This is a genomic window from Rhodococcus sp. UFZ-B548, assembly GCF_903819475.1.
GTDB classification, from domain to species: domain Bacteria; phylum Actinomycetota; class Actinomycetes; order Mycobacteriales; family Mycobacteriaceae; genus Rhodococcus_F; species Rhodococcus_F erythropolis.
In genome coordinates, this window is sequence record NZ_CAIJDS010000011.1 from 58,671 (window position 1) to 81,470 (window position 22,800).

Below are 22,800 nucleotides of genomic sequence, written 5' to 3' on the forward strand. Positions count from 1 at the left end.
CATGACACTCGCCCCCGTCCTGAGTCGATACTGGGATCAACCGAATTCATGGACCCTCGACAGCTACCTTCGCCGCGACGGCTACCAGGCGCTGCGCAAAGCGCTGGCCACGCCCCCCGACGCCGTGATCGAAACCGTCAAGGACGCGGGCCTGCGCGGACGTGGCGGCGCGGGCTTCCCGACCGGCCTCAAGTGGAGCTTCATCCCCCAGGTCTCCGAAGACAAGCCAGGAGACGGCAAGCCTCACTACCTCGTCGTCAATGCCGACGAGTCCGAACCGGGCACATGCAAGGACATGCCGTTGATGATGGCGACCCCACACACGTTGGTGGAGGGAGTGATCATCGCGGCGTACGCAATTCGAGCAGCGAAGGCGTTCATCTACGTCAGAGGTGAGGTTGTCCCGGTTCTGCGACGCCTGCAGACCGCTGTCGCCGAGGCTTACGCGGCCGGATATCTGGGCCGCAACGTCCTCGGTTCGGGTTTCGATCTGGATCTCGTCGTCCATGCCGGAGCCGGCGCCTATATCTGTGGGGAAGAGACGGCCCTCCTCGATTCGTTGGAGGGACGACGCGGTCAGCCTCGACTGCGGCCGCCGTTCCCCGCTGTCGCCGGTCTCTATGCCTGCCCGACCGTCGTCAACAACGTCGAGTCCATCGCGAGTGTTCCGTCGATCGTCCTGGGCGGCCCGGAGTGGTTCCGATCGATGGGAAGTGAGAAGTCACCGGGATTCACGCTGTATTCGCTCTCGGGTCATGTCACCACACCCGGCCAGTACGAGGCTGAACTCGGGATCACCTTGCGCGAGCTGCTCGAATACGCAGGCGGGGTCCGCGCTGGACACACCCTCAAATTCTGGACTCCCGGCGGATCCTCGACACCGATCTTCACCGACGAACATCTCGATGTCCCACTCGACTACGAGGGCGTCGGCGCCGCGGGATCCATGCTCGGTACCAAGGCCTTGCAGATATTCGACGAGACAACCTGCATCGTGCGTGCGGTGTTGCGATGGACCGAGTTCTACGCTCACGAATCCTGCGGTAAATGCACGCCGTGCCGCGAAGGCACGTACTGGCTGGTGCAGATCCTGCGTCGGCTCGAAGGCGGAACAGGAACCGAGGCCGATCTCACCAAACTTCTCGATATCTCGGACACGATCCTCGGAAAGTCCTTCTGCGCGTTGGGTGATGGAGCGACCAGCCCGATCATGTCTTCCTTGAAGTACTTCCGCGAGGAATACGTAGCGCATTTCGACGGTAACGGATGCCCGTTCGATCCTCACCGGTCCGTTCTCGCGACAGGAGCGTTCGTCTCATGACTGCAGCCGACGCCGCCACTGGAACCGATGCGGCACCGCCGACCGATCTCGTCACCCTCACCATCGACGGCCGGGAACTCCAGGTCCCCAAGGGCACGTTGATCATTCGCGCTGCGGAGATGATCGGCACCCAGGTTCCGCGGTTCTGCGATCATCCTCTTCTGGACCCGGTCGGTGCTTGCCGCCAGTGCATCGTGGAAGTCGAGGGTCAACGCAAGCCGGTGGCGTCCTGCACGACACCGGTTGCGGACGGAATGGTCGTCACCACACAGCTCACGTCGCCTGTGGCCGAGAAGGCGCAACGCGGGGTGATGGAACTCCTGCTCATCAACCACCCTCTGGACTGCCCCGTGTGCGACAAGGGCGGCGAGTGTCCGCTCCAGAACCAGGCGATGTCGACCGGTCGCACCGAATCCCGGTTCGGTGAGGAGAAAAGGACCTACCCCAAGCCCATCCCCCTCTCGTCCGAGATCCTCCTCGACCGCGAGCGTTGTGTCCTCTGCGCCAGGTGCACGCGATTCTCGAGTCAGATCGCCGGCGACCCGTTCATCGATCTCCTCGAGCGCGGCGCGCTTCAACAGGTCGGAATCTACGCCAACGAGCCCTTCGAGTCCTACTTCTCGGGCAACACGATCCAGGTTTGCCCGGTCGGCGCGCTCACCAGTACGGCATACCGATTCCGGGCGCGACCGTTCGATCTGGTGTCGAGCCCCAGCGTGTGTGAACACTGCGCCGACGGATGTGCTCAGCGCACCGACCACCGTCGCGGAAAGGTTCTCCGTCGTCTCGCCGGGGACGACCCCGACGTCAACGAGGAATGGAACTGCGACAAGGGGCGCTTCGCTTTCACGTACACGACCCAAGGTGATCGGATCACCACTCCCCTGATCCGCAACGCTGACGGCGAATTGATTCCGGCGTCGTGGCCCATGGCACTCGACCTCGTTGCGCGATCCTTCGCGCAGGCCCGCGGTGACGCAGCCGTACTCGTCGGCGGACGCTCTACCTTGGAGGACGCCTACGCCTACGGTAAGTTCGCGCGAGTTGCTCTCGCTACCAACAACATCGATTTCCGAATCCGCGCTCACTCCGCCGAAGAGGAAGGTTTCCTCTCAGCTCACGTCGCTGGCCGCACACTCGAAGAGTCGGTGACGTACCAGGACCTCGAATCTGCCCCGACCGCGTTGCTGGTAGCTCTCGAGCCTGAGGAGGAGTCACCGATCATCTTCCTGCGACTGCGCAAGGCCGCACGTTTCGGCAAGACGACTGTGCTCTCCAGCGCGCCATTCGCTACACGCGGCCTGCAGAAGATGGGCGGTGGTCTACTTCGGACCGTACCCGGAAGTGAAGCAGCTCTGATGGATTCGTTGTCCCACCCCGGCAGTGAGGAGGGTCAACTCCTCCGGCGGCCCGGTGCTGTGATCCTGCTGGGTGAGCGACTGAGTGCGGTAGCAGGCGGCTTCGCCGCGGCGCTGCGACTCGCCGAATCGACGGGAGCTTCTTTGGCTTGGGTCCCACGCCGCGCTGGTGATCGCGGCGCCGTCGAGGCCGGCGCGCTACCGGGATTGCTTCCCGGCGGACGCCCCGTTGCGGACCCGGCAGCACGTCAGGAGGTGGAATCAGTGTGGGGGGCCCCCATCCCGGCATCCGACGGTCGCGACGCCGCGAGTCTGCTGGATCCGGGGCAGACGACTGCTGCGCTTCTTGTCGGCGGCGTCGAGTTGAGTGATCTCCCGAACCCGGCGAAGGCAAGGGCCGCGATCGAAGCCGCAGGGTTCGTTGTGAGTTTGGAGATCCGTCACAGCGGAGTCACCGAACTCGCCGACGTCGTCTTCCCTGTGGCACCGGTCGCCGAGAAGCCCGGAACCTTCCTCGACTGGGAAGGCCGCGAGCGCGTGTTCGACACCGCGTTGAGAACGACAGGAGTAATGCCGGATCAGCGCGTTCTCCACGCGATCGCAGCCGAGATGGGCATCGATCTGGGCCTACCCGACGCAGATTCCGCACGCTCGGAGATACACCGCCTCGGCGCGTGGTCCGGATCGCGCCCCAACTCGCCTCAGGTCCCGTCAGGCACCCTGCCCATACCGGCGCAAGGCGAGGCAGTGTTGTCGAGTTGGCGAATGTTGCTCGACAACGGCCGATTGCAAGACGGCGAGCCCAACCTGGCGGGTACGGCACGGCCGTCGCTCGTGCGTTTGTCGGCCGAGAGCGCTGCCGAGATCGGCGCCGACAACGGCGATCACGTTGCGGTGTCGACTGAATCCGGTTCCATCACATTACCGTTGGAGATCACCGAACTCCCGCCTCGAACAGTCTGGCTTCCGCTCAATTCACCGGGTAGCACGATCTACGAAACGCTCTGCGTCACCGCGGGGTCCGTGGTGAAGATTGCGAAGGCGGGAGCGCAATGAACACCCACGAGTACGGGACGGTCGCAGCTCCGGTCGACCTGCCGGCGTTCGGGCACGACCCGTGGTGGTTGGTGATCGGCAAGGCTCTCGCAATCTTCGTGTTCCTCGTACTCACCCCGCTGGTGGCGATCTACGCGGAACGAAAGGTCATGGCACGCATGCAGATGCGTGTCGGACCGAACCGCGTCGGCCCCCGTGGAATGCTCCAGAGCCTCGCTGACGGAATCAAGCTCGCCCTCAAGGAGGGCATCACACCGAGCGGCGCCGACAAACCGATTTACCTCCTCGCGCCCGTCATCGCGGTCGTGCCCGCCTTCATGGCTTTTGCTGTCATCCCGTTCGGTCCACAGGTGTCGATTTTCGGAACCCGGTCACCTCTGCAACTGACCGATCTACCGGTCGGCGTTCTGTACATCCTGGCCGTCACTTCTATCGGTGTGTACGGGATCGTCCTTGCCGGCTGGTCTTCGGGATCGACGTATCCCCTACTGGGCGCACTTCGATCGACCGCTCAGGTCATCTCGTACGAGGTAGCGATGGGCCTGTCTTTCGCTGCCGTTTTCCTCTACGCCGGCACGATGTCCACGTCCGGCATCGTCGACGCCCAACAGGGAGCCTGGTACGTCTTTCTCCTCCTGCCGTCCTTCCTGATCTACGTGACAGCCATGGTCGGCGAAACCAACAGGGCTCCCTTCGACCTTCCCGAGGCCGAGGGTGAGCTGGTAGGTGGGTTCCACACCGAGTACTCCTCCCTCAAGTTCGCGATGTTCATGCTGGCCGAGTACGTGAACATGGTGACGGTGTCCGCTCTGGCCACCACGCTGTTTCTGGGCGGGTGGCACGCACCGTTCCCGTTCAATCTTTGGGACGGCGCCAATTCCGGTTGGTGGCCGGTGCTGTGGTTTGTCGCGAAGGTGTGGGGCTTCCTCTTCGTCTTCATCTGGTTGCGCAGCACGCTTCCTCGATTGCGCTACGACCAGTTCATGAATCTCGGCTGGAAGGTTTTGATCCCAGCAGCTTTGGTATGGGTGATGGTGATCGCGACCGTTCGTGCGTTCCGCAACGAGGGCTACAACACCTGGGTCGTACTTCTCTGCGTCGCACTGGTTCTCGGAGCTGCGCTCCTGATCGTGTTGGCCGGGACTTACCGCGGCCGACGCCGAACTGCCGCGTTGGTCACCGCTTCGGGGACCTTGCCTTTCGATGCAATGTCGGGCGGGTTCCCGGTTCCACCGCTGCCTGGTCAAAAACTGCCTGGTCAGAACGTGCCACCGCAGCGACGCACAGATGTTTCCGACACATCGGAGGACTCCCATGCCTGAATTCCTCGGACCTATCGCGGGTTTCGGAGTGACGCTCTCGACCATGTTCAAGAAACCCGAGACCGAGTTCTATCCGGAGGAGAAGCGCCCCACCGCGCCCGGATACCACGGTCGCCATCAACTCAACCGGTATGCGGACGGACTCGAGAAGTGCATCGGTTGCGAACTGTGTGCCTGGGCCTGCCCCGCCGACGCGATCTATGTCGAGGGTGCTGACAACACCGAAGAAGAACGGTTCTCCCCCGGAGAGCGCTACGGGCAGGTATATCAGATCAACTACCTGCGGTGCATCGGCTGCGGCCTCTGCGTCGAGGCCTGCCCCACTCGGGCCCTCACGATGACCAACGAGTACGAGATGGTCGACGACAATCGAGCTGGATTGATCTACGAGAAGGACCGATTGCTCGCGCCCCTGAAAACCGACATGACAGCGCCACCACACGCGCTGCGTCCCGGCACAACTCAGGACGACTACTACCGCGGCGACATCACAGCAGTACCCGAACAAACAGCACCCGAACAAGCAGCACCCGAACAAGCAGCACCCGAACAGCCAGCACCCGAGCGAGAGCCGAACCCGGAGACCGAGAAATGATCGCGGCGGTCACCACCACGATCCTGGCGGAGGGAACGATGACATCGACCTCCACCGGCGAGGCGGTGCAGTTCTGGATCCTCGGAACCCTTGCGGTGATCAGCGCTTTGGGTGTCGTCGCCGCTCCCAAGGCCGTCTACTCTGCACTCTTCCTTGCGATGACGATGATCATCCTGGCCGTGTTCTACATCGTGCAGGGCGCACTGTTCCTGGGTGTCGTTCAGATCGTCGTCTATACCGGCGCGGTGATGATGTTGTTCTTGTTCGTCCTGATGCTGGTGGGCGTGGATTCTTCGGACTCCCTGGTCGAAACGCTACGCGGACAACGAGTCAGCGCGATCGTGATCGGCGTCGGATTCGGGCTACTCCTTATCGGCGGCCTCGGAAATGCGTCGATCTCGGGCTTCACCGGATTCACCGGACTCGACCAGGGCAACATCGACGCACTCGCCGATCTCATCTTCATCCGCTACGTCTGGGCCTTCGAACTGACCGGCGCACTGCTGATCACGGCGACACTCGGCGCAATGATGCTCGCACACCGGGAGAAGATCGGAGCCACACTCAGCCAACGCGAACTCTCCAAGCAACGATTCGCGTACCTGGGCAGCGATGAAGACAATCCCGAAAAGGGCTCGGCCACTCCACTCCCCAGTCCCGGCGTGTACGCACGTCACAACGCAGTGGACATGCCGGCCTTGTTGCCGGACGGAACGTTCTCGACGCTCTCGGTCAGCAGCGCGCTCACTCCACGTTCCCCGGATCCGAGCACCGGTGAGGAGACTCAGCGATGAATCCCGAGAACTATCTGTATCTGTCCGTCCTGTTGTTCACGATCGGAGCTGCAGGAGTCCTCCTGCGCCGCAACGCCATCGTGGTGTTCATGTGTATCGAATTGATGCTCAACGCCGCCAACTTGGCGTTCGTGACCTTCGCGCGCATGCACGGCAATCTGGACGGCCAGATCTTCGCCTTCTTCACGATGGTGGTCGCTGCGGCCGAAGTAGTCGTCGGCCTGGCAATCATCATGATCATCTTCCGATCTCGGCGTTCTGTATCCGTCGACGACGCAGACCTGCTGAAGTACTGATATGTCAGGAGGAATCACGTCCGCCATCTGGTTGCTCCCCGCCCTGCCGCTGTGCGGCGCCGCTGTCCTTTTGCTGGCCGGTCGTCGCACGAACGCGTGGGGTCACCTGCTTGCCTGCGTCATGGCTATCGCGTCGTTTGTCGTCGCAGTGGTGTTTTTCATCGCCATGCTCGGCCGTGACACCGCCGACCGCACCGTCACCGAGCACCTGTTCAGTTGGGTCCCGGTCGACAGTCTTCAGGTCGAGTTCGGACTGCAACTGGACCAACTGTCGATGTGTTTCGTTCTGCTCATCACCGGTGTAGGTTCGCTGATCCACATCTACTCGGTCGGATACATGGCGCACGACCCCGAGCGTCGTAAGTTCTTCGCGTACCTCAATCTTTTCCTCGCTGCAATGCTGCTTCTGGTGCTCGCCGACAACTTCCTCGGACTCTACGTCGGCTGGGAAGGCGTCGGTTTGGCGTCATACCTGCTGATCGGCTTCTGGCAGCACAAGCCGTCGGCGGCGACTGCCGCCAAGAAGGCTTTTGTCGTCAATCGGGTGGGCGACATCGGATTGATGATCGCAATGATGTTGATGTTCAGCACATTCGGCTCGCTCTCGTTCAGCAATGTCTTCGGCGACGCGTCCGGCGCAAGCGAAGGTGTCCTGACGGCGATCGGTCTGATGCTCCTCCTCGCTGCGTGCGCGAAGTCGGCGCAAGTGCCGCTGCAGTCGTGGCTCGGCGACGCGATGGAGGGCCCTACCCCCGTTTCGGCTCTGATTCACGCGGCCACGATGGTCACCGCCGGCGTCTACCTGATCGTGCGCTCCAATCCGATCTTCGATCTCGCGCCCGACGCTCAACTCGTGGTTGTCATCGTCGGTGCCGTGACGCTCCTGTTCGGTGCGATCATCGGCTGTGCGAAGGACGACATCAAGAAAGCGCTCGCCGCATCGACCATGAGTCAGATCGGATACATGGTCCTGGCCGCGGGTCTCGGACCAGCCGGATACGCCTTCGCAATCCTTCATCTGATCACCCACGGATTCTTCAAGGCGGGCCTGTTCCTCGGCGCCGGCTCCGTGATGCACGCGATGAACGACGAAACCGACATGCGGCGCTACGGCGGACTCCGGGCGTTCATGCCACTGACTTTTGTCACGTTCGGGCTCGGATATCTTGCCATCATCGGTGTTCCGCCATTTGCCGGGTTCTTCTCCAAGGACAAGATCATCGAGGTTGCAATCGGCGAGGGCGGCGTCAAGGGTGTTGTGCTTGGCATCGTCACGCTCTTGGGTGCGGCGCTCACTGCCTTCTACATGACCCGCGTGATGCTGATGACCTTCTTCGGGAAAGCCCGCTGGGAGAACCAGAAACCTCACGAATCTCCGGCGGTGATGACGTCTCCGATGATCATTCTGGCGGTGGGATCCGTCGGGGCCGGCATGCTCCTCACCATCGGGTCCAGCTTGCAGAACTGGCTGGAACCGGTTGTCGGCTCCCATCACGTCGAACCGCCGATACCCGCATGGTCGATCACCGCGCTGGCGCTGCTCGCAGTTGCCGCCGGCGTCGCGATTGCTTATCGCGAGTACGCCACACGGGAGATTCCCGTGGTGGCACCGACTCCGGTTTCTCCGTTGACCGTTGCGGCTCGCCGTGATCTGTACGGTGACGCCTTCAACGAGGCGGTGTTCATGAAGCCGGGACAACAACTCACCAAGTCGCTGGAAGTGGTCGACACCAAGGGAATAGGCGGCGTCGTGGGTAGCTTTGCGGTGGTCGTCACCGGGTTGTCCACGCTCACGCGGAAGCTGCAGACCGGGTTCGTTCGTTCGTACGCGCTGGTGATGTTTGTCGGAGCAACACTCGTGGTCGCGACAATGATGGCGGTGACACTGTGGTGATCGAAGCGGCGGTGAGCGACTCTGTGACCAATGCCGGCGTCCCTGCGCTGACGGTGCTCTGGTTGCTTCCGCTCATCGGAGCGGGTGTTGTCCTCGCTCTGCCTGCACGGTCGTACCAATTTGCCAAATCTCTCGCGCTGGCAGTGTCCGTGGCAGTCCTGGTGGTCGCCGCCGGTCTCGGAGTTGCGTTCGACCGCGGCGGCGAGCAGTTTCAGTTCGTCGAAAGCCACAGCTGGATACCGGCTTTCGGTACCAGCTACACACTCGGACTTGACGGAATCGCACTCGTTCTGGTTCTTCTCACCGCAGTGCTGGTGCCATTACTTCTGATCGCGGGCTGGAACGACGTCCCCGCGGACCCGGCATCACCCAAGCGGATGCCGCACACCTATTTCGCGCTGATCCTTGTTGTCGAGTCCATGGTGATGATTTCGTTCAGCGCCTTGGATATCCTCCTGTTCTATATTTTCTTCGAGGCAATGCTGATACCGATGTATTTCCTCATCGGCGGGTTCGGTGGAGTTGGCCGATCGCGGGCCGCCGTGAAGTTTCTGCTCTACAACCTCCTCGGCGGCCTGGTTATGCTCGCTGCGGTCATCGGCCTGTACGTGGTCACCACGCGCGACGAGAGTCCCTTCACCAGCGGCACTTTCGACTTCCGAGCGATCGCGTCCGCGGCGAGCAGCGGTGAACTCGGCGTCGGACCCGGGGTGGTCAACGCCTTGTTCCTCGGATTCATGTTCGCGTTCGCGGTCAAGGCACCGCTCTGGCCGCTACACAGTTGGTTGCCGGACTCCGCGGTGGAATCGACTCCGTCGACAGCAGTGTTGATGATGGCGGTCGTGGACAAGGTAGGCACCTTCGCGATGATTCGCTACTGCCTGCAACTGTTCCCGGAGTCGTCGTCGACTTTTGCACCGTGGATCATCACGCTCGCCGTGATCGGAATCGTCTACGGCGCAATACTGGCGATCGCGCAGACAGACGTCATGCGACTGATCGCCTACACGTCGATTTCACACTTCGGCTTCATCATTCTCGGAATCTTCGCGATGACCAGCCAGAGCCAAGCAGGTTCTGCGCTGTACATGGTCAATCACGGAATCTCCACCGCCGCGCTGTTCTTGATTGCGGGCTTCCTGGTCTCGCAGCGAGGTACACGATCTATCTCGGCGTACGGCGGCGTCCAGAAAGTCGCACCCGTCCTGGCCGGCACATTCCTCGTTGCGGGGTTGGCAACCCTGTCGCTGCCGGGTCTCGCGCCGTTCGTCAGTGAGTTCCTGGTGCTGATCGGAACGTACTCGCGCTACCACGTGGCCGCTATCGCGGCGACTGTCGCGCTTGTACTGTCCGCGATCTACATACTCTGGCTCTATCAGCGCATGATGGGCGGACCGGTGAAGGAAGGGCAGGGAACGATCCGCGACCTCGCGCGACGCGAACTCGTGGTGGTCGCCCCTCTGATCGCACTCCTTCTGCTCCTCGGCATCTACCCCAAGCCTGCCTTGGACGTCATCACTCCTGCAGTGAGCCACACCGTCGTCTACGAGGCACCGACGCCGCTCGTCGCCGACCACGAAGGAGGTGTCCACAAATGAGTTCCTTCAACAACGTGACCATCCTCGGCTCGGCCGACGCGGCATCACCCAGTATCGAATACAGCCTGCTCTCGCCGATGTTGATCGTGTTCGGTGTTGCGGTGGTCGGGGTACTCATCGAAGCCTTTGCACCCCGGCGTATTCGGTACCCAGTGCAACTCGTCCTCGGTGTCGGAGGTTTGGCGGCTGCGTTCGTGGCAGTGCTTCTGCTCGCCGGCACGCGGTCGACGGCGATGATGGGTTCTGTTGCGGTCGACGGACCGACGCTGTTCTTGCAGGCCACGATCCTTCTTGTGTCGATCCCGGCGGTACTGCTGATTGCCGAGCGAGGCTCGGGCAACACCACCGAAGTGATTGCGCAACATGACGCGCTCGGCAGTTTCACACCTCAAGCGTCGAGCGTCCCGGGAAGTGTTGCGGAGCAAGAAGCAGTGAAGGTCGGTATCGCCCAGACCGAAGTCTTTCCGCTCACGCTCTTTGCGGTCGGCGGTATGTTGCTGTTTCCGGCTTCGAACGATCTACTGACGATGTTCGTTGCGCTCGAAGTGTTCTCACTGCCTCTGTATCTCCTGTGTGGTCTGGCACGCAGACGTCGCCTGCTCTCCCAGGAAGCTGCGCTCAAGTACTTTCTGCTCGGGGCATTTTCGTCGGCGTTCTTCGTTTTCGGAATTGCGTTGCTGTACGGCTATGCCGGGACGGTCACGCTCTCCGGTATCGCCGACGCAGCACGCATCGGGTCGGGCACCGACGCCTTCCTCTGGCTCGGAACGGCCCTGGTGGCAGTGGGGTTGCTTTTCAAAGTCGGTGCAGTGCCGTTTCATTCGTGGATTCCCGACGTCTATCAAGGGGCGCCGACGCCGATCACCAGTTTCATGGCGACTGCGACCAAGATTGCCGCGTTCGGCGCCATCCTTCGGGTCTTCTACGTGGCCCTGCCCAATGAATACGTGAACTGGCGCCCGCTGATGTGGGCGGTCGCGATTCTCACGATGGTTGTCGGATCGATCGTTGCCGTGACGCAGACCGATATGAAGCGAATGCTGGCCTATTCAGCTATCGCGCACACCGGATTCATTCTGACCGCCGTGGTGGCGGACTCGGATGCCGGCCTCGCCTCGGCGATGTTCTATCTTCTGGCTTACGGATTCAGCACCGTGGGTGCGTTCGCCGTCGTCAGTGTGGTCCGGGACGCTGACGGTGAGGTCGCTGCGCTGTCGCGCTGGGCCGGATTGGGCAGACGCTCACCACTGGTCGGCGTTGTGTTTGCACTGTTCCTGTTGGCTTTCGCCGGGATTCCGTTGACCAGTGGGTTCATCGGAAAGTTCGCGGTGTTCAGCGCGGCCGCCGAGGGTGGGGCGGCGCCTCTCGTGATCGTCGGCGTCCTGTGCAGCGCGATCGCCGCCTACTTCTACGTGCGAGTGATCGTGTTGATGTTCTTCACCGAATCGGCGGAAGACGCACCGACCGTCGTGGTGCCAAGTGCACTGACCAGCAGTGTGATCGGCCTCGGCGCCGGTGTAACGCTCATCCTCGGCATACTCCCCCAGCCGGCGCTCGATCTCGCCGAGCGTGCAGCGGACTTCGTGCACTGAGCCGATGCGTGAATCTGTTCGCGACGCCGGACTGCCGAGTACCTTCCGGTCGCCATGGTTTGTCGGGTTTTCCGCGGTGGCGATTCTTCATCTGATCCTGAATGCCGCTGATGCTGCGCCCTGGGACGGGATCACCAAGGTCATGCTCGCGCCGATTCTGGCTGCCTGGGTTGTCGACCAAGGTGGACCGAGGATTGTTGCTGCTGCGCTGATTGCCTGCGCTTTCGGAGACCTGTTCCTGATCTGGGACTCCACGTTTGTCATCGGGATGGCCGCCTTCGCGATCGGTCACGTCTGTTTCATCCGATTCTTTCTCTCGCACGGCGCTCTTCGGGAGATACGAAGGCGGCCATGGTTTTTGTGCGCGTACGCCGTTGCCGGAATTGCCCTTGTGTCGTACGCCTGGACCGGTCTCGAACCGGCACTTCGGATTGCCGTCCCTGTGTACGCCGCAATCCTGGTGGGAACCGCGTCCACCGCACTGGCCTACAACACGATCACCGGTATCGGCGGCGCACTGTTCCTCACCTCTGACGCCCTGATCCTGCTCGGTCAGGCGAACAAGTGGCAGCCTGCCGCTGCCGGCATCTGGATCATGACGCTGTACATCCTTGCGTTGTTGCTCCTGACCGTCGGAATCCTCGGCCGGAGTAACACGGCATACCGTCCATTGGCGCCCACGCTGTAAGGATCAGCAACCAGCCGGACATCTCTTCTTATGACGCCGAAATCCGAGGACGGGCCACCACCGAGCGACGAAGAGCGTTTCACCGTCCTGTGGGACGCCTACGCCGGTCGGGTGTTCGCGTACACCTGCCGCCACGTTGATCACCACAGCGCACAGGAAGTTGTCTCCGAGACGTTCCTCGTTGCCTGGCGACGCTTGGACGAGGTGCCCGAACAGGCACTTCCATGGCTGTTGGTGGTGGCTCGAAACACCGTGAACAACAACCGTCGAAGTGTTCGGCGCCACGATGCGTTGACCGAGAAGATGCGACGAATCGAGCAGATCGCGGCATCGACGCCGGGCGCCGACGTTACTGTCACCGACCGCGCAGAACTGCTCGAAGCACTGACAACACTCACCGTCACCGAGCGTGAAGCCCTACTCCTGACTGCCTGGGACGGATTGACCGCCACCGAAGCAGCGCGGGTCGCCGGGTGTTCGGTTCCAGCCATGCATGTTCGACTCTTTCGCGCTCGGCGTCGATTGAGCACCGGGCTGGCTTCAGAACCTGACACCGCGATCCCGATGAACACCGCCCGACCTTGCGCTGCCGCCGAACACGGGAGTACTCCATGAGCAAAGATCTGCTGACCACCCTCGAGAAGCTGCGGCCGACCGATTCTCTTTCCGCCGAACTCTGGCCCGAGAACGTCCAGGTTGCCACTCGCATCCGAATCATCGCTGACGAAAACAACATTGGAACACCCAGAGTTCCACGCCGCCGAGTAGGCGCCGTAGCTCTCGTCGCGATGCTCTGTGCAGCGGGAATGGTGGGCTGCGCCGCTGCCACGGCGATGATGCCTAAACCGTTTACGGATATGTACTCGGGTTGGCATACCATGCCGGGAACCAACGGCGGAATAGATCCGTCCACCGCCAAGCGGGTCGGGTCCATCCCCGGACCTGACGGAACCGTGTTCAGCGTCTTCGTTGCCCACGGCGCTGATGGCTGGAGGTGCGTCGCCCCGGTTTTCGAGACGTCATCCGAGACCGACAAGGTTGGTCCGTCAAAATTCATCAGCCTCGGACACGGCTGCAGATCGAACGACGACTTGTACGGCGCAGATTCATTCGGGGGCGGCGCCGGGTACGAGGCCGGTTCGCACGAGGCGACCTACGACGCAGGGGCGGGAGGTGCCGTTCGGGCCGAACTTCACACCGCAGACGGCCAAATCTATCCGACAATTCTTGCCGAAGACCGCTTCTACGGATGGATTCCCCTCTCGCTCACCTTCCCGCGTCCAACTCTCGTCGGATATGCCGCAGACGGGACGGTCGTCGGCACCCGGTGAGCTGTCGGTACCCTCGAAAGATGACTGCACAGGCCCCGAACGAGCGCATCCCCAGCCAGTGGGAAGAGATCACTGCAGCCGACTCGACGCATTCCACACGATATGTCGAGCGTTTCCGTTCCATGAGAGCGGACGGCAAGGACATTGTCGGGGAAGCACGTTTGATCGACGCGATGCTCGGACGCGGTGGCCGGGTTCTCGATGCAGGGTGCGGGCCGGGCCGACTCGGCGGTTATCTGCACGACGTCGGGCATGTGGTTGTCGGAGTCGACGTTGACCCGGTTCTCATCGCTGCCGCGGAGGAGGACCACCCCGGCCCGACGTGGCTTGTCGGCGATCTCTCCGAGCTCGATCTACCGGCCCGCGGTGTCGAGGCGAATTTCGACGTCATCGTGTCGGCAGGCAACGTGATGGCGTTTCTCGCTCCGTCAACCAGGCAAGCAGTATTGTCAGGATTTGCTCGTCATCTCGCTCCGAGCGGCCGAGTGGTCATCGGATTCGGTGCCGGCCGTGGCTACGAGTTCCCCGAGTTTCTCGCCGACGCGGCCGCGAGTGGCCTCGAGGCTGATCTGCTGCTGTCCACGTGGGACCTGCGCCCGTTCAAGGACAATTCCGAATTCCTGGTCGCGGTGTTCTCCCGCGCCTAGCCCGCCAGTTCACCGCCTTCCCTACAATCCGTCACATGGCGATCAATTCACCCTGATCACAATCCTGGCGACTGTTGTTCACTACGAACATAATTGGATCAATGCGGGTGTGGCCGAGCGGCAAGGCAGCGGTCTGCAAAACCGTCCACGCAGGTTCGACTCCTGCCATCCGCTCAGCTTGCGAACCAGCGACTCATGCCGCGACCAACCACCTACCAATGACATTCGGTGCACGCAGCCTGCATCGCTCCGCTCTGTCTCCGCGCACAGGGCTCCGGACAGTTACCCTCGATCGATGCACCCTCTCCCCGAGACAGGCCAGTTGCCTCCCGGACCGATGGCCTTACAGGTAGAACACCTCTGCATGGCGTTCGGCGCGAAAGTCGCTGTGAACGACCTTTCCCTCGCGGTGCCCTCAGGTTCGTTGTTCGGCCTGGTGGGCCCTAACGGTGCGGGAAAAACGACCACACTGTCGATGGCTGTCGGATTGCTTCGCCCGCACTACGGTCGCAGCCTGGTGTACGGCTACGACGTGTGGAACGACCCTGTGGCAGCGAAGAGTCTGCTCGGCGTTCTACCCGACGGTCTGGCGCTACCCGCCCAGTTCACCGGTCATGAACTACTCACCTATTTCGGGCGACTGCGCGGTATGCCAGAGGACGTCATCGCGTCACGACGCGACGAACTGTTGGCCGCGCTCGATCTCGCCAATGCAGGTGGAACGGTCATCGCCGATTATTCAGCGGGCATGACGAAGAAAATCGGGTTGGCCTCGGCCTTGTTGCACGGCCCTCGCTTACTGGTACTGGATGAGCCGTTCGAAGCTGTCGACCCCATTTCTTCGGCCGGAATTCGGAGCATTCTGCTCTCGTTCGTCCACTCAGGTGGCTCGGTCATTCTTTCCAGTCACGTGATGGCCCTTGTCGAACAACTGTGTACTCACATCGGAGTCATCGCAGACGGGCGCGTCGTGGCTTCAGGAACGGTCGACGAGGTGCGCGCAGGCAACACTCTCGACGAGGCATTCGTTCGCCTTGTCGGCAGCCGCAGTCCCAATCCCGACGGACTGTCATGGATGCGCGCATGACCACCACCAGCTTTTCACCGACACACTGGAACACGTCGGACTCTGTGTGGCGCACGGTCCTTCGAATGCGCATGACCCTCTACAAACGTCAATTCACCGGCGGCAGAGCCGTCATCAAAGTCGTGGCAGCACTCTTCGGGGTTCTGGGAGCGGCTCTGCTGTGCCTGCAAGCCTCGGGGACGAGCGGGGGCTCTTCCGAAATCGTCAGCGGCACAACCAGTCTCGCACTGTCGGCTATCGGCGTGATGTGGATCTTGATGCCGATCATGTCTGGTCTGTCAGATGACAATCTTCACCCCAGACAGTTCCAACTACTCCCCCTCGAACCTGCCCGGCTCGCCAGAGCACTGTTCTCGACGTCGCTGGTCGGTATGACCGTGCCGATTACCGCGTTGGCTGCCGCAGCGATTCCAATTTATGCCGCTACACACCACCCTGCCGCACTGCCATTGGCCATTATCGCTTGGCCCGCAACGGTCCTGCTCATTGTCGGCACCTCACGGGTCGCGATGCTGGCGCTGTCGCAGCTCCTGCGGAGTCGTCGCAGCCGCGAACTGGGACTGTTGGCATTCGGCACGTTCTTCGGCGCACTGCATCTGCTGCAATTTCCGCTGCAGAGTCGCCTCGGCACGGTCGTGGACGGCGACGTCACGTGGCCGCTCACGGTCGCGCATTCGATACCGTTCGCGTGGGGAATCACCAGTGTCGACGCAGCAGCAGGAGGCGCCTGGCTCCTAGCCGCCGGAGCAGTCCTCGCCCTGGTGCTGGTCGATCTCGCACTGCTGTGGTCATGGCAACGCCTGGTCGTTCGCTACTTCAACGGGAAGGTCGCAGAATCAGCGGGCGCCACTTCCGTGCAATTGAAGAACCAGGGCCGCGACATTCGAACCGGTTGGCGCGCATCCCGACTGGGCACCGTCATCTCTCGCGAGCTTTCGCTCTGGCACGGAGACATGCGCCGACGAACACAACTGCTCTCCGTTGCCATCATGACCTTGGTCTCCGGCTTCGGACCGCTGATCTCGTCATCGATCCCCTTCTCCGCCGCATGGGGTGCGTGGTTCGTGATCTACCTGGCAATGGCAGCCGGATCGAATCTGTACGGATTCGACGGCGCATCGATCTGGCATCTGGTGATGATCCCCGAAGCCGCTGCCGCTGACGTCCGGGGCCGACAAATCGCGTGGGCAATCGTGATGACACCCTTCGTGGTCGTCGCAACAGCTGCTGTACGGATCTTCGGGGACCTCGGGACCGACCGACTGGCCGTGCCGATCGCCGTCGGCATTTCGATGATGGGAGTCGGTGCAGGATTGGTAGTGGCGATATCCGCCAAAGCGCCCTACCCGGTTCCGGAGATGAAGAAGACGTTCTCCTCCAACACCCGCGGGTCCTTCAACGGCTCGTCCTTCGGACTGATCATCCTCGCCATCGTCATCTTCGCCGCGACAACGGCGCCCGGCGTGCTACTCGGGGCGCTGCTACCGAACCCGGTGAACTATTTCGCCATCCCTGTCGCTGTTGCGATTGGTGCACTTGGTGCTTGGATCGGGGGCCGCGTCGCGATCACCCGTATGCAACGCGAGCCGGATCGGATTCTGTTCGCGGTTACCACCACATGATCGTTGCCCAGATAGTCCGAGAATTTCTGGGCGTCAGCGCAGTAGCCGCAGCTGGCACCAAAAAAACTCAGTCTGGGCAATCGGATTATCAAGGAGCCAGGTAGCCAGGTAGCCAGGTAGCGCAGCCTCAACGGGTTCGGTCCTCGCATATCGCCGCCGGCGCTTTCGTGACATAGCTTCCGCTCGAGCCGAACCATTGCCCTGGAAACATCGCACCACCAAGATGTTTGGCATGCCCCCGGAGCACCACGGTTCCGTACGTGTCGCCGAACGTCCCGGCCGATGCGGGAACTGCGCGCACCCGGCCCCTTCGCTCGAGCGCGGCTGGATCGAGCGCTGCCTCAGGTTCGCACCCCAACCCGCTCGGTGCGCAGAAATCCTGGTGATGGACCACTACACCGGAGCGATGGAATTCTGCCGGTGCCGACATCCGTTCCACGGGTCCTGATCGCGCCGGATCCTCGAGATCCGCTGCCGAGCCGAGTCCCTCGGCGCCCCGGCTCGACAGCGAAATCACACCTGAATCAGCTCAGCGAACTCAGCAGCGGCTCGAGCAGCTTGTAGAGCTCGAAGATGCCGATGATCGTTGAAATAGAACCCATGATGATCCTCCGTGATTCGTAAACTTTCCGTGACGTCGCGTCACAGGCAGAAAGCTAACAAACCCGGCATTCAAACGGGGACCTTGGATGTGTCCGGCAGATGAACTCCCTGCTGGCAGAGCCCTTTTGGTGACCAGCGTCATGTTCGACGAGAAATACGCCTCATCGTCACATCACCTGACCCTGACCGACCACAACATCGAAAGTCTGCCGGCTGTGATCTCGCGATACTTCGCGCCAATTCCGCCCCATCCGACTCTTGCTTTGTGCGCTGAATCCGATTACATTTCTCCACAATACCGATACGCGTAACGAAATAACAAGACGCTCTACTGCACTGACCGATATACCCAGTGCCACAACCCTTCCGGACTCTTGCTGGGGCGGCGCTTCGTCGTGTCCAGAAGCCCCTCACTCCCCGATCGAAAGAGAGCACGATGACCACAGAGAGCATCTCCGGAAATCAGCCGCGACCGGTAGCAACTATCGCAAGCCTGACCCTGCTGATCGCTGCCGTAGCCGCGCTCGAAAGCATCATCGTCCCCGCACTCCCCCTGATACAGAGAGACTTCGGAGTAACGGCCGACGTCGGAGCGCTCGCATCCGTCGCTCTGACGTTGAGCACTGTTCTCGTCACGCCGATGGCCGGGCGAATAGCCGACGTGTACGGCGCCCGCCCCACCTTGCTCGCGATCACGACAATCGTCGTCCTGGGCGGCAGCGTGTCCGCTCTTGCAACGATCTTCCCGCTGTTCGTCCTCGGCCAGTTTCTCCAGGGATTCGGGCTCGGGTTGCTTCCCGTGAGCTTCGTGGTCCTACGACGCACTTTGTCCTCGGACCGACTCAAGACGGCCACGGGTTTGCTCGGGGCTGTCGTCGTGGCCGGCGGCGCTCTGGGAGTCGTATTGGCCGGGCCCGTCGAGGAAAACGTCTCACGCAGCGCGATGTATGCAGTTCCGACCGCGTTCGTTTTGCTCGGGGCAATTGCTTTTGCCGTGAGCACACCACGAGATCACAGGTCGAACGTCGGCGGCCGACTCGATTGGCCGGGAGCTGCCGGATTGGCTCTGGGGTTGTTGACGCTGACGGCGTGGCTGGCGAGCGCATCGAGCAACGGGTGGGGCGCACCGACGTCGATGCTGCTGCTTCTCGCTTCCGCTGCCGTGTTCACGATCTGGGCCAGGTATCAGAGCCGGACAACCGAGCCGATGGTCGACCTGACGATGATGCGGCATCGTTCGATGTGGAGCGCCGTGGTCGTCGGCGTGGTTTTCGGGTTCACTTACGGCGCTGTTGTCTATCTACTTCCGCAACAACTCGCCGTGCCGGAGGAGAGTGGATTCGGCCGCGGTGCGTCGACCAGCGCCATCGGCTTCCTACTGTGCGTCGGCTACGGCGCAGCGATGATCGCGTCGGTGATCTCCGGAAAGCTCGCGCAACGGGTCGGCACGAAAGCCATTGCGGTAGCGGGAGTTGCCTTTCTCGGCCTCAGCGGCGCCGTCGGGGTCTTTGCAACCACGATGTGGCAGATCGTTGTGGTGCTGATCCTTGCGGGTACCGGCGTTGCCGCCGCGTCGACGGCAGTGTTCGTCATCTCCGCCGACAGCGCACCGGCAGACCGCGTAGGTGTCACGACGGCAATAGTCACTATCGCCAGATCGCTGGGTTCTGCTGTGGGAACCCAAATTGCCGCCGGGATCATCGCGAGCGCGACTTCATCCGGCGGCCTTCCCCAGCACTCGGCATTCGCCACGGCTTTCGGAGTAGCGGCAATCGTTGCGATTGTCGGACTCGTTGTCGCGGTGACGATGCCGAAACCGGCGTCAACCGATGTTCAGTGGTCGTCGTCCTCGTCGAAGTCTGCGACTCCGCGCTTCCAGTAGCCCGTGATCAGGTGGTCGCCCGAACTCAGGCCGAGTTCGTCGCGTACGAATCTGCGAATCGGCTTGAGACTGGTGGCCTCACCGGAGATCCAGGTGTAGAGGCGCTCACCTTCGGGCACGGTGACCGTCCGGACTGCCTGCTCGAGTAGATCCGAGTGACCGGCTGGGACGTCACCGCGGTGCAGCCATCGCACCTCGACGCCTTCCGGAACAGTGAGTTGGATTTCCTGTGAAGGGTCGGTGATCTCGACGAACACCCACCCGGCGGCAGCAGCGGGCATCATCTCGAGCCAACGAGCAATGGCAGGAAGGGCGGTGATGTCACCGGCTAGCAGATAGCGGTCGTACGTCCATGGAACTACGACGCCGCCGGGCGGACCTGCCACGTGCACCCGAGTGCCGACGGTGGCCGCCTGAGCCCAATCAGAGGCGTACCCACCTTCGTGGAGCGCGAAGTCGAGGTCCAGCTCCCCCGCCTCGGCGTCGTATCGACGGACGGTGTACTCACGCGAGATCGGCAATGGACGAGGCCACTTCAGGCTGAATCCGTCGCGTTCGGGTAGACGCAAAGTTCCGTCTGCATCCGGGTACACCAGGCGGACATGCTCGTCGGGAGCGTGCGATTCGAAGCCCGCCAACTCCGGTCCACCCAAGGTCAGACGCAACAGTCCGGTCCCGACCATTTCGCTGCGAACAACTTCGAGTTCGCGAATGCCGATGGGGTACGGCACTTTTGCGCCGGTGGTTCCCGCCAGAACTTCGGCGATGGTCGCGAGGTGGTCTCCTCGGTTCATGAACTACCTTCCTTTTCCGGCGGAGCATTCCCCACCGGCACAGTGTTTTCGGAGTGATCGACTTCGTTGATCTCCGAAGTTACCCGGCGCACCGAACCCAATGCTGCCAGGAGCACCAGGCCCAGTGTCACACCGGCGAGCCCCAAGGCCAGCAGCGCAGCGCCAGGCTCGAGCCACTGCCCGAGGAACCCGGCTGCCATCGAACCGATCGCCGTACCCGTGACGGCTTGCACCATCCACAGACTGGACACGCGTCCGCGCAATTCGTCCGGCGTGTTCTGTTGAAGGACTGCAAATCTCAGAATGTCGTTGAGTGCGCGGCCGAGGCCGAATCCGGCCAGGCCCAGGAACGCGACAATCGCTGCTCCCGACGCACCCAGTACCACCAGGCCGAGAGGCATCAGCGCAACAGAGATCAACATTGCGGCGCCGTTGCGGTGGACTCGTCCCGTCCACCCGCTGGTGAGTGAACCGATCACAGCGCCGACAGCGGGGGCGCCGTAGAGCAGACCGAGCATGGTGGGTCCGCCGCCGAGAACCTGGTCGACGAAGGCAGGCAGCAACACCATAGGCCCGCTGACGAACATGACCAACAGTCCGCTGATCAGGATGCCGCGAATGACTGTGTGCGTGCCGGCGAATTTCACGCCGGTCACAAGCGCGCGCATCGGGCTTTCGTGATTCGTGCCCGGTGCAGGGGAAGGGCCGATGGCTTGGAACAACGTGACAGTTGCTGCGGTGGCCACCGCAGCAACAAAGTATGTCGCGGGGATGCCGCCGGAGGCGATGATCACGCCGGCGATTGCCGGCGAGATCATCGTCCCGATGTCGGTGGTCAGCGCTACCAAAGCGCCGGCCGCAGCCATCTTGTTGCGCGGCAACAACGTCGGCATCAAAGCCATCAAGGCCGAGCTGCTGACACCGCCGGCCAAGCCGTCAACAGCTGCCGCGACGTAGATGACCCACATCGACGGGTGTGGCAAGAGCGCATTGCACCCGAGAATGACAAAGCCGAGACCCGCAGCACTGCGGGCCAACTGGATGGTGCGTCGCCGGTCGTAACGATCAGCGAGCACACCGCCGAACAGGCTGCCGAAGAACATGGCGATGGCCATCGCCGTGGACACTCCGGCAACCTGCAAGGTTGACCCGGTGAGCTGGTACGTCTGCGCGGGAACGGCTACGACGAGCAGTCCGATCCCGAGCAGCGAGATCAATCGCGCGGAAAACGCGTACCTGAATGGACGGCTGGTCCGCAACGGTGAAACATCGATCACCAGCCCACCGAATCGAGTCATGCGAAGGTCTGGCCGATCAGGTCGAGCGTAGCCATTGCGCCGTCGTAGTCAGGACGGTAGCTGGTGGCGGGGAGCTCGAACGTCGTGCCTGCCTTGAAGGACGGCAACTGCGAGTAGAGCGGATCGGTGGCAAGCTCGGCCATCGGGCGACCGGACACCGGAATCACGAAGGCGACAGGAGCATCGGCGACCTGCGAGAGCAGTTCCGGGCTGACCTCGAACGAGTCACCCGAGCCGAAGAGCTGCGGGTTGCCGGCCTTGGCCATGACGTCGTCGGCCTTGAAACCGAGCTCGGCGAGCATTGCGGGGAGCGCTGCCGTCGGCGGCACGAGGTACGGCTTGTTGTTGGCGAGCGAGAGAATGTAGACGACGTTGCCCTCGGGAACCTTGATCTTGCCCTTGACCTCTTTGACCTTGTCGTCGTACGCGCTGATCAGCGCCGGAACCTTGTCCGAACGACCCGCGGCATCGGCGACGATCTCGAGCTGCTTGTCCCAGTTGGCGACCGTCTTGGGGACCAACACGGTGGGAGCGATAGCGGTCAGCTGGTCGTAGAGTTCCTCGGCCTGAACCGAGGTGATGCCCTGTCCACCGCCGATGATCAGGTCGGGTTCAGCCGCCGCGACGGCTTCGATGTTGAGCTGCTCGCCGGCCGGCAATTCCTTGGTGCCCTGCGCCTTTGCGGCATCCGACCATGCCGGCGGGAATCCACCGTCGAGGTTCGTGACGCCGAGGACGCGGGTATCGGTGGCAACCACCGGTGCGTCCAGGGCGTACAGGTATCCGGCGAGACCGCCGCTCAGAACCACGATACGCTCCGCCGACGCGGGCACGGTGACCGAGCCCTTTTCGGTTTCGATCACGCGCGTCGTGGGCTCTGCGGCCTTGGTCGGTTCGTCGTTCGAATCGCTACTGCAACCGATCATCGCCACGAGTGCGACGATCAGCAACCCTGCGATGGCGACGAATCGTCGCCAACTCCGTATCGCGAGGGGCGGTGTGGACTTCATCATTGAGCTCCC

Annotated in this window: 20 protein-coding genes and 1 tRNA gene; 17 read left to right on the forward strand and 4 right to left on the reverse strand. The window is 62.2% G+C overall.

What is annotated here, in order from left to right; all coding sequences use genetic code 11:
* Position 1 precedes the first annotated feature (1 nt).
* From nuoF to H7C86_RS12515, 16 genes are all read left to right on the forward strand, one after another.
* Positions 2–1,321: an NADH-quinone oxidoreductase subunit NuoF gene (gene nuoF / locus H7C86_RS12440; protein ID WP_019748171.1), complete on the forward strand. Its 1,320-nt coding sequence runs from the start codon at positions 2–4 to the stop codon at positions 1,319–1,321.
* Entirely contained in the window at positions 1,318–3,735 is a 2,418-nt protein-coding gene (locus tag H7C86_RS12445) for an NADH-quinone oxidoreductase subunit G (RefSeq protein ID WP_182261608.1), read from the forward strand. The genes nuoF and H7C86_RS12445 overlap by 4 nt, the downstream gene beginning before the upstream one ends.
* The gene (nuoH, locus tag H7C86_RS12450) at positions 3,732–5,057 is read left to right on the forward strand and encodes an NADH-quinone oxidoreductase subunit NuoH (RefSeq protein WP_182261609.1); all 1,326 of its coding nucleotides are present in this window, start codon (positions 3,732–3,734) and stop codon (positions 5,055–5,057) included. The genes H7C86_RS12445 and nuoH overlap by 4 nt, the downstream gene beginning before the upstream one ends.
* Positions 5,050–5,652 carry an NADH-quinone oxidoreductase subunit NuoI gene (nuoI, locus tag H7C86_RS12455; protein ID WP_182261610.1) on the forward strand — a complete coding sequence of 201 codons (603 nt, stop codon included), beginning with the start codon at positions 5,050–5,052 and terminating at the stop codon, positions 5,650–5,652. The genes nuoH and nuoI overlap by 8 nt, the downstream gene beginning before the upstream one ends.
* A complete protein-coding gene (locus H7C86_RS12460; RefSeq protein ID WP_019748167.1) occupies positions 5,649–6,446 on the forward strand; it encodes an NADH-quinone oxidoreductase subunit J in 798 nt (265 codons plus the stop codon). Before nuoI ends, H7C86_RS12460 begins: the two co-directional genes overlap by 4 nt.
* Positions 6,443–6,742, forward strand: coding sequence for an NADH-quinone oxidoreductase subunit NuoK (gene nuoK / locus H7C86_RS12465; protein WP_003942238.1), 300 nt, complete (start codon positions 6,443–6,445; stop codon positions 6,740–6,742). The genes H7C86_RS12460 and nuoK overlap by 4 nt, the downstream gene beginning before the upstream one ends.
* A gap of 1 nt (position 6,743) precedes the next feature.
* The gene (nuoL, locus tag H7C86_RS12470; RefSeq protein WP_182261611.1) at positions 6,744–8,636 is read left to right on the forward strand and encodes an NADH-quinone oxidoreductase subunit L; all 1,893 of its coding nucleotides are present in this window, start codon (positions 6,744–6,746) and stop codon (positions 8,634–8,636) included.
* Positions 8,630–10,234, forward strand: coding sequence for an NADH-quinone oxidoreductase subunit M (locus tag H7C86_RS12475; RefSeq protein WP_182261612.1), 1,605 nt, complete (start codon positions 8,630–8,632; stop codon positions 10,232–10,234). Before nuoL ends, H7C86_RS12475 begins: the two co-directional genes overlap by 7 nt.
* Entirely contained in the window at positions 10,231–11,826 is a 1,596-nt protein-coding gene (gene nuoN, locus H7C86_RS12480) for an NADH-quinone oxidoreductase subunit NuoN (RefSeq protein ID WP_182261613.1), read from the forward strand. The genes H7C86_RS12475 and nuoN overlap by 4 nt, the downstream gene beginning before the upstream one ends.
* Before the next feature lie 4 nt (positions 11,827–11,830).
* Positions 11,831–12,514 (forward strand): lysoplasmalogenase, encoded by a 684-nt coding sequence (locus tag H7C86_RS12485; RefSeq protein ID WP_029255226.1) that lies wholly within the window; start codon positions 11,831–11,833, stop codon positions 12,512–12,514.
* A 30-nt stretch (positions 12,515–12,544) separates the two neighbouring features.
* Complete coding sequence (locus H7C86_RS12490; protein WP_182261614.1) at positions 12,545–13,129, forward strand: RNA polymerase sigma factor; 585 nt, start codon at positions 12,545–12,547, stop codon at positions 13,127–13,129.
* Positions 13,126–13,845, forward strand: a complete 720-nt coding sequence (locus H7C86_RS12495; RefSeq protein WP_182261615.1) for a hypothetical protein — start codon at positions 13,126–13,128, stop codon at positions 13,843–13,845. Before H7C86_RS12490 ends, H7C86_RS12495 begins: the two co-directional genes overlap by 4 nt.
* Before the next feature lie 20 nt (positions 13,846–13,865).
* Positions 13,866–14,492 carry a trans-aconitate 2-methyltransferase gene (locus tag H7C86_RS12500; RefSeq protein ID WP_019748160.1) on the forward strand — a complete coding sequence of 209 codons (627 nt, stop codon included), beginning with the start codon at positions 13,866–13,868 and terminating at the stop codon, positions 14,490–14,492.
* Positions 14,493–14,595: 103 nt separating this feature from the next.
* Positions 14,596–14,666: transfer RNA gene (locus H7C86_RS12505), tRNA-Cys, on the forward strand.
* A gap of 121 nt (positions 14,667–14,787) precedes the next feature.
* Positions 14,788–15,579, forward strand: coding sequence for an ABC transporter ATP-binding protein (locus tag H7C86_RS12510; protein WP_182261616.1), 792 nt, complete (start codon positions 14,788–14,790; stop codon positions 15,577–15,579).
* Entirely contained in the window at positions 15,576–17,201 is a 1,626-nt protein-coding gene (locus H7C86_RS12515) for an ABC transporter permease (RefSeq protein ID WP_182261617.1), read from the forward strand. The genes H7C86_RS12510 and H7C86_RS12515 overlap by 4 nt, the downstream gene beginning before the upstream one ends.
* Before the next feature lie 127 nt (positions 17,202–17,328).
* On the opposite strand, the gene H7C86_RS12520 is transcribed toward H7C86_RS12515, so the two are convergent.
* Positions 17,329–17,718 (reverse strand): hypothetical protein, encoded by a 390-nt coding sequence (locus H7C86_RS12520; protein ID WP_070797193.1) that lies wholly within the window; start codon positions 17,716–17,718, stop codon positions 17,329–17,331.
* A 522-nt stretch (positions 17,719–18,240) separates the two neighbouring features.
* On the opposite strand from H7C86_RS12520, the gene H7C86_RS12525 reads away from it, so the two are divergent.
* Positions 18,241–19,686: an MFS transporter gene (locus tag H7C86_RS12525; protein ID WP_182261618.1), complete on the forward strand. Its 1,446-nt coding sequence runs from the start codon at positions 18,241–18,243 to the stop codon at positions 19,684–19,686.
* Here H7C86_RS12525 and H7C86_RS12530 read toward each other — a convergent pair.
* From H7C86_RS12530 to H7C86_RS12540, 3 genes are read right to left on the reverse strand one after another with little or no spacing between them, the layout of a single operon-like run.
* Positions 19,638–20,480, reverse strand: coding sequence for a siderophore-interacting protein (locus tag H7C86_RS12530; protein WP_182261619.1), 843 nt, complete (start codon positions 20,478–20,480; stop codon positions 19,638–19,640). The genes H7C86_RS12525 and H7C86_RS12530 overlap by 49 nt on opposite strands.
* Positions 20,477–21,778 (reverse strand): enterobactin transporter EntS, encoded by a 1,302-nt coding sequence (gene entS / locus H7C86_RS12535; RefSeq protein ID WP_182261620.1) that lies wholly within the window; start codon positions 21,776–21,778, stop codon positions 20,477–20,479. Before entS ends, H7C86_RS12530 begins: the two co-directional genes overlap by 4 nt.
* Positions 21,775–22,788 carry a Fe2+-enterobactin ABC transporter substrate-binding protein gene (locus tag H7C86_RS12540; protein WP_029538034.1) on the reverse strand — a complete coding sequence of 338 codons (1,014 nt, stop codon included), beginning with the start codon at positions 22,786–22,788 and terminating at the stop codon, positions 21,775–21,777. Before H7C86_RS12540 ends, entS begins: the two co-directional genes overlap by 4 nt.
* Between the last annotated feature and the right edge of the window lie 12 nt (positions 22,789–22,800).

Coding starts and splice junctions, on each gene's coding strand:
- H7C86_RS12515 (WP_182261617.1), top strand. CDS start 15,576: ATGACCACCACCAGCTTTTCACCGACACACTGGAACACGTCGGACTCT.
- entS (WP_182261620.1), bottom strand. CDS start 21,778: ATGACTCGATTCGGTGGGCTGGTGATCGATGTTTCACCGTTGCGGACC.
- H7C86_RS12530 (WP_182261619.1), bottom strand. CDS start 20,480: ATGAACCGAGGAGACCACCTCGCGACCATCGCCGAAGTTCTGGCGGGA.
- H7C86_RS12540 (WP_029538034.1), bottom strand. CDS start 22,788: ATGAAGTCCACACCGCCCCTCGCGATACGGAGTTGGCGACGATTCGTC.
- nuoL (WP_182261611.1), top strand. CDS start 6,744: ATGTCAGGAGGAATCACGTCCGCCATCTGGTTGCTCCCCGCCCTGCCG.
- H7C86_RS12510 (WP_182261616.1), top strand. CDS start 14,788: ATGCACCCTCTCCCCGAGACAGGCCAGTTGCCTCCCGGACCGATGGCC.
- H7C86_RS12495 (WP_182261615.1), top strand. CDS start 13,126: ATGAGCAAAGATCTGCTGACCACCCTCGAGAAGCTGCGGCCGACCGAT.
- H7C86_RS12490 (WP_182261614.1), top strand. CDS start 12,545: ATGACGCCGAAATCCGAGGACGGGCCACCACCGAGCGACGAAGAGCGT.
- H7C86_RS12460 (WP_019748167.1), top strand. CDS start 5,649: ATGATCGCGGCGGTCACCACCACGATCCTGGCGGAGGGAACGATGACA.
- H7C86_RS12525 (WP_182261618.1), top strand. CDS start 18,241: ATGACCACAGAGAGCATCTCCGGAAATCAGCCGCGACCGGTAGCAACT.
- nuoN (WP_182261613.1), top strand. CDS start 10,231: ATGAGTTCCTTCAACAACGTGACCATCCTCGGCTCGGCCGACGCGGCA.
- H7C86_RS12485 (WP_029255226.1), top strand. CDS start 11,831: ATGCGTGAATCTGTTCGCGACGCCGGACTGCCGAGTACCTTCCGGTCG.
- nuoI (WP_182261610.1), top strand. CDS start 5,050: ATGCCTGAATTCCTCGGACCTATCGCGGGTTTCGGAGTGACGCTCTCG.
- nuoH (WP_182261609.1), top strand. CDS start 3,732: ATGAACACCCACGAGTACGGGACGGTCGCAGCTCCGGTCGACCTGCCG.
- nuoF (WP_019748171.1), top strand. CDS start 2: ATGACACTCGCCCCCGTCCTGAGTCGATACTGGGATCAACCGAATTCA.
- nuoK (WP_003942238.1), top strand. CDS start 6,443: ATGAATCCCGAGAACTATCTGTATCTGTCCGTCCTGTTGTTCACGATC.
- H7C86_RS12445 (WP_182261608.1), top strand. CDS start 1,318: ATGACTGCAGCCGACGCCGCCACTGGAACCGATGCGGCACCGCCGACC.
- H7C86_RS12500 (WP_019748160.1), top strand. CDS start 13,866: ATGACTGCACAGGCCCCGAACGAGCGCATCCCCAGCCAGTGGGAAGAG.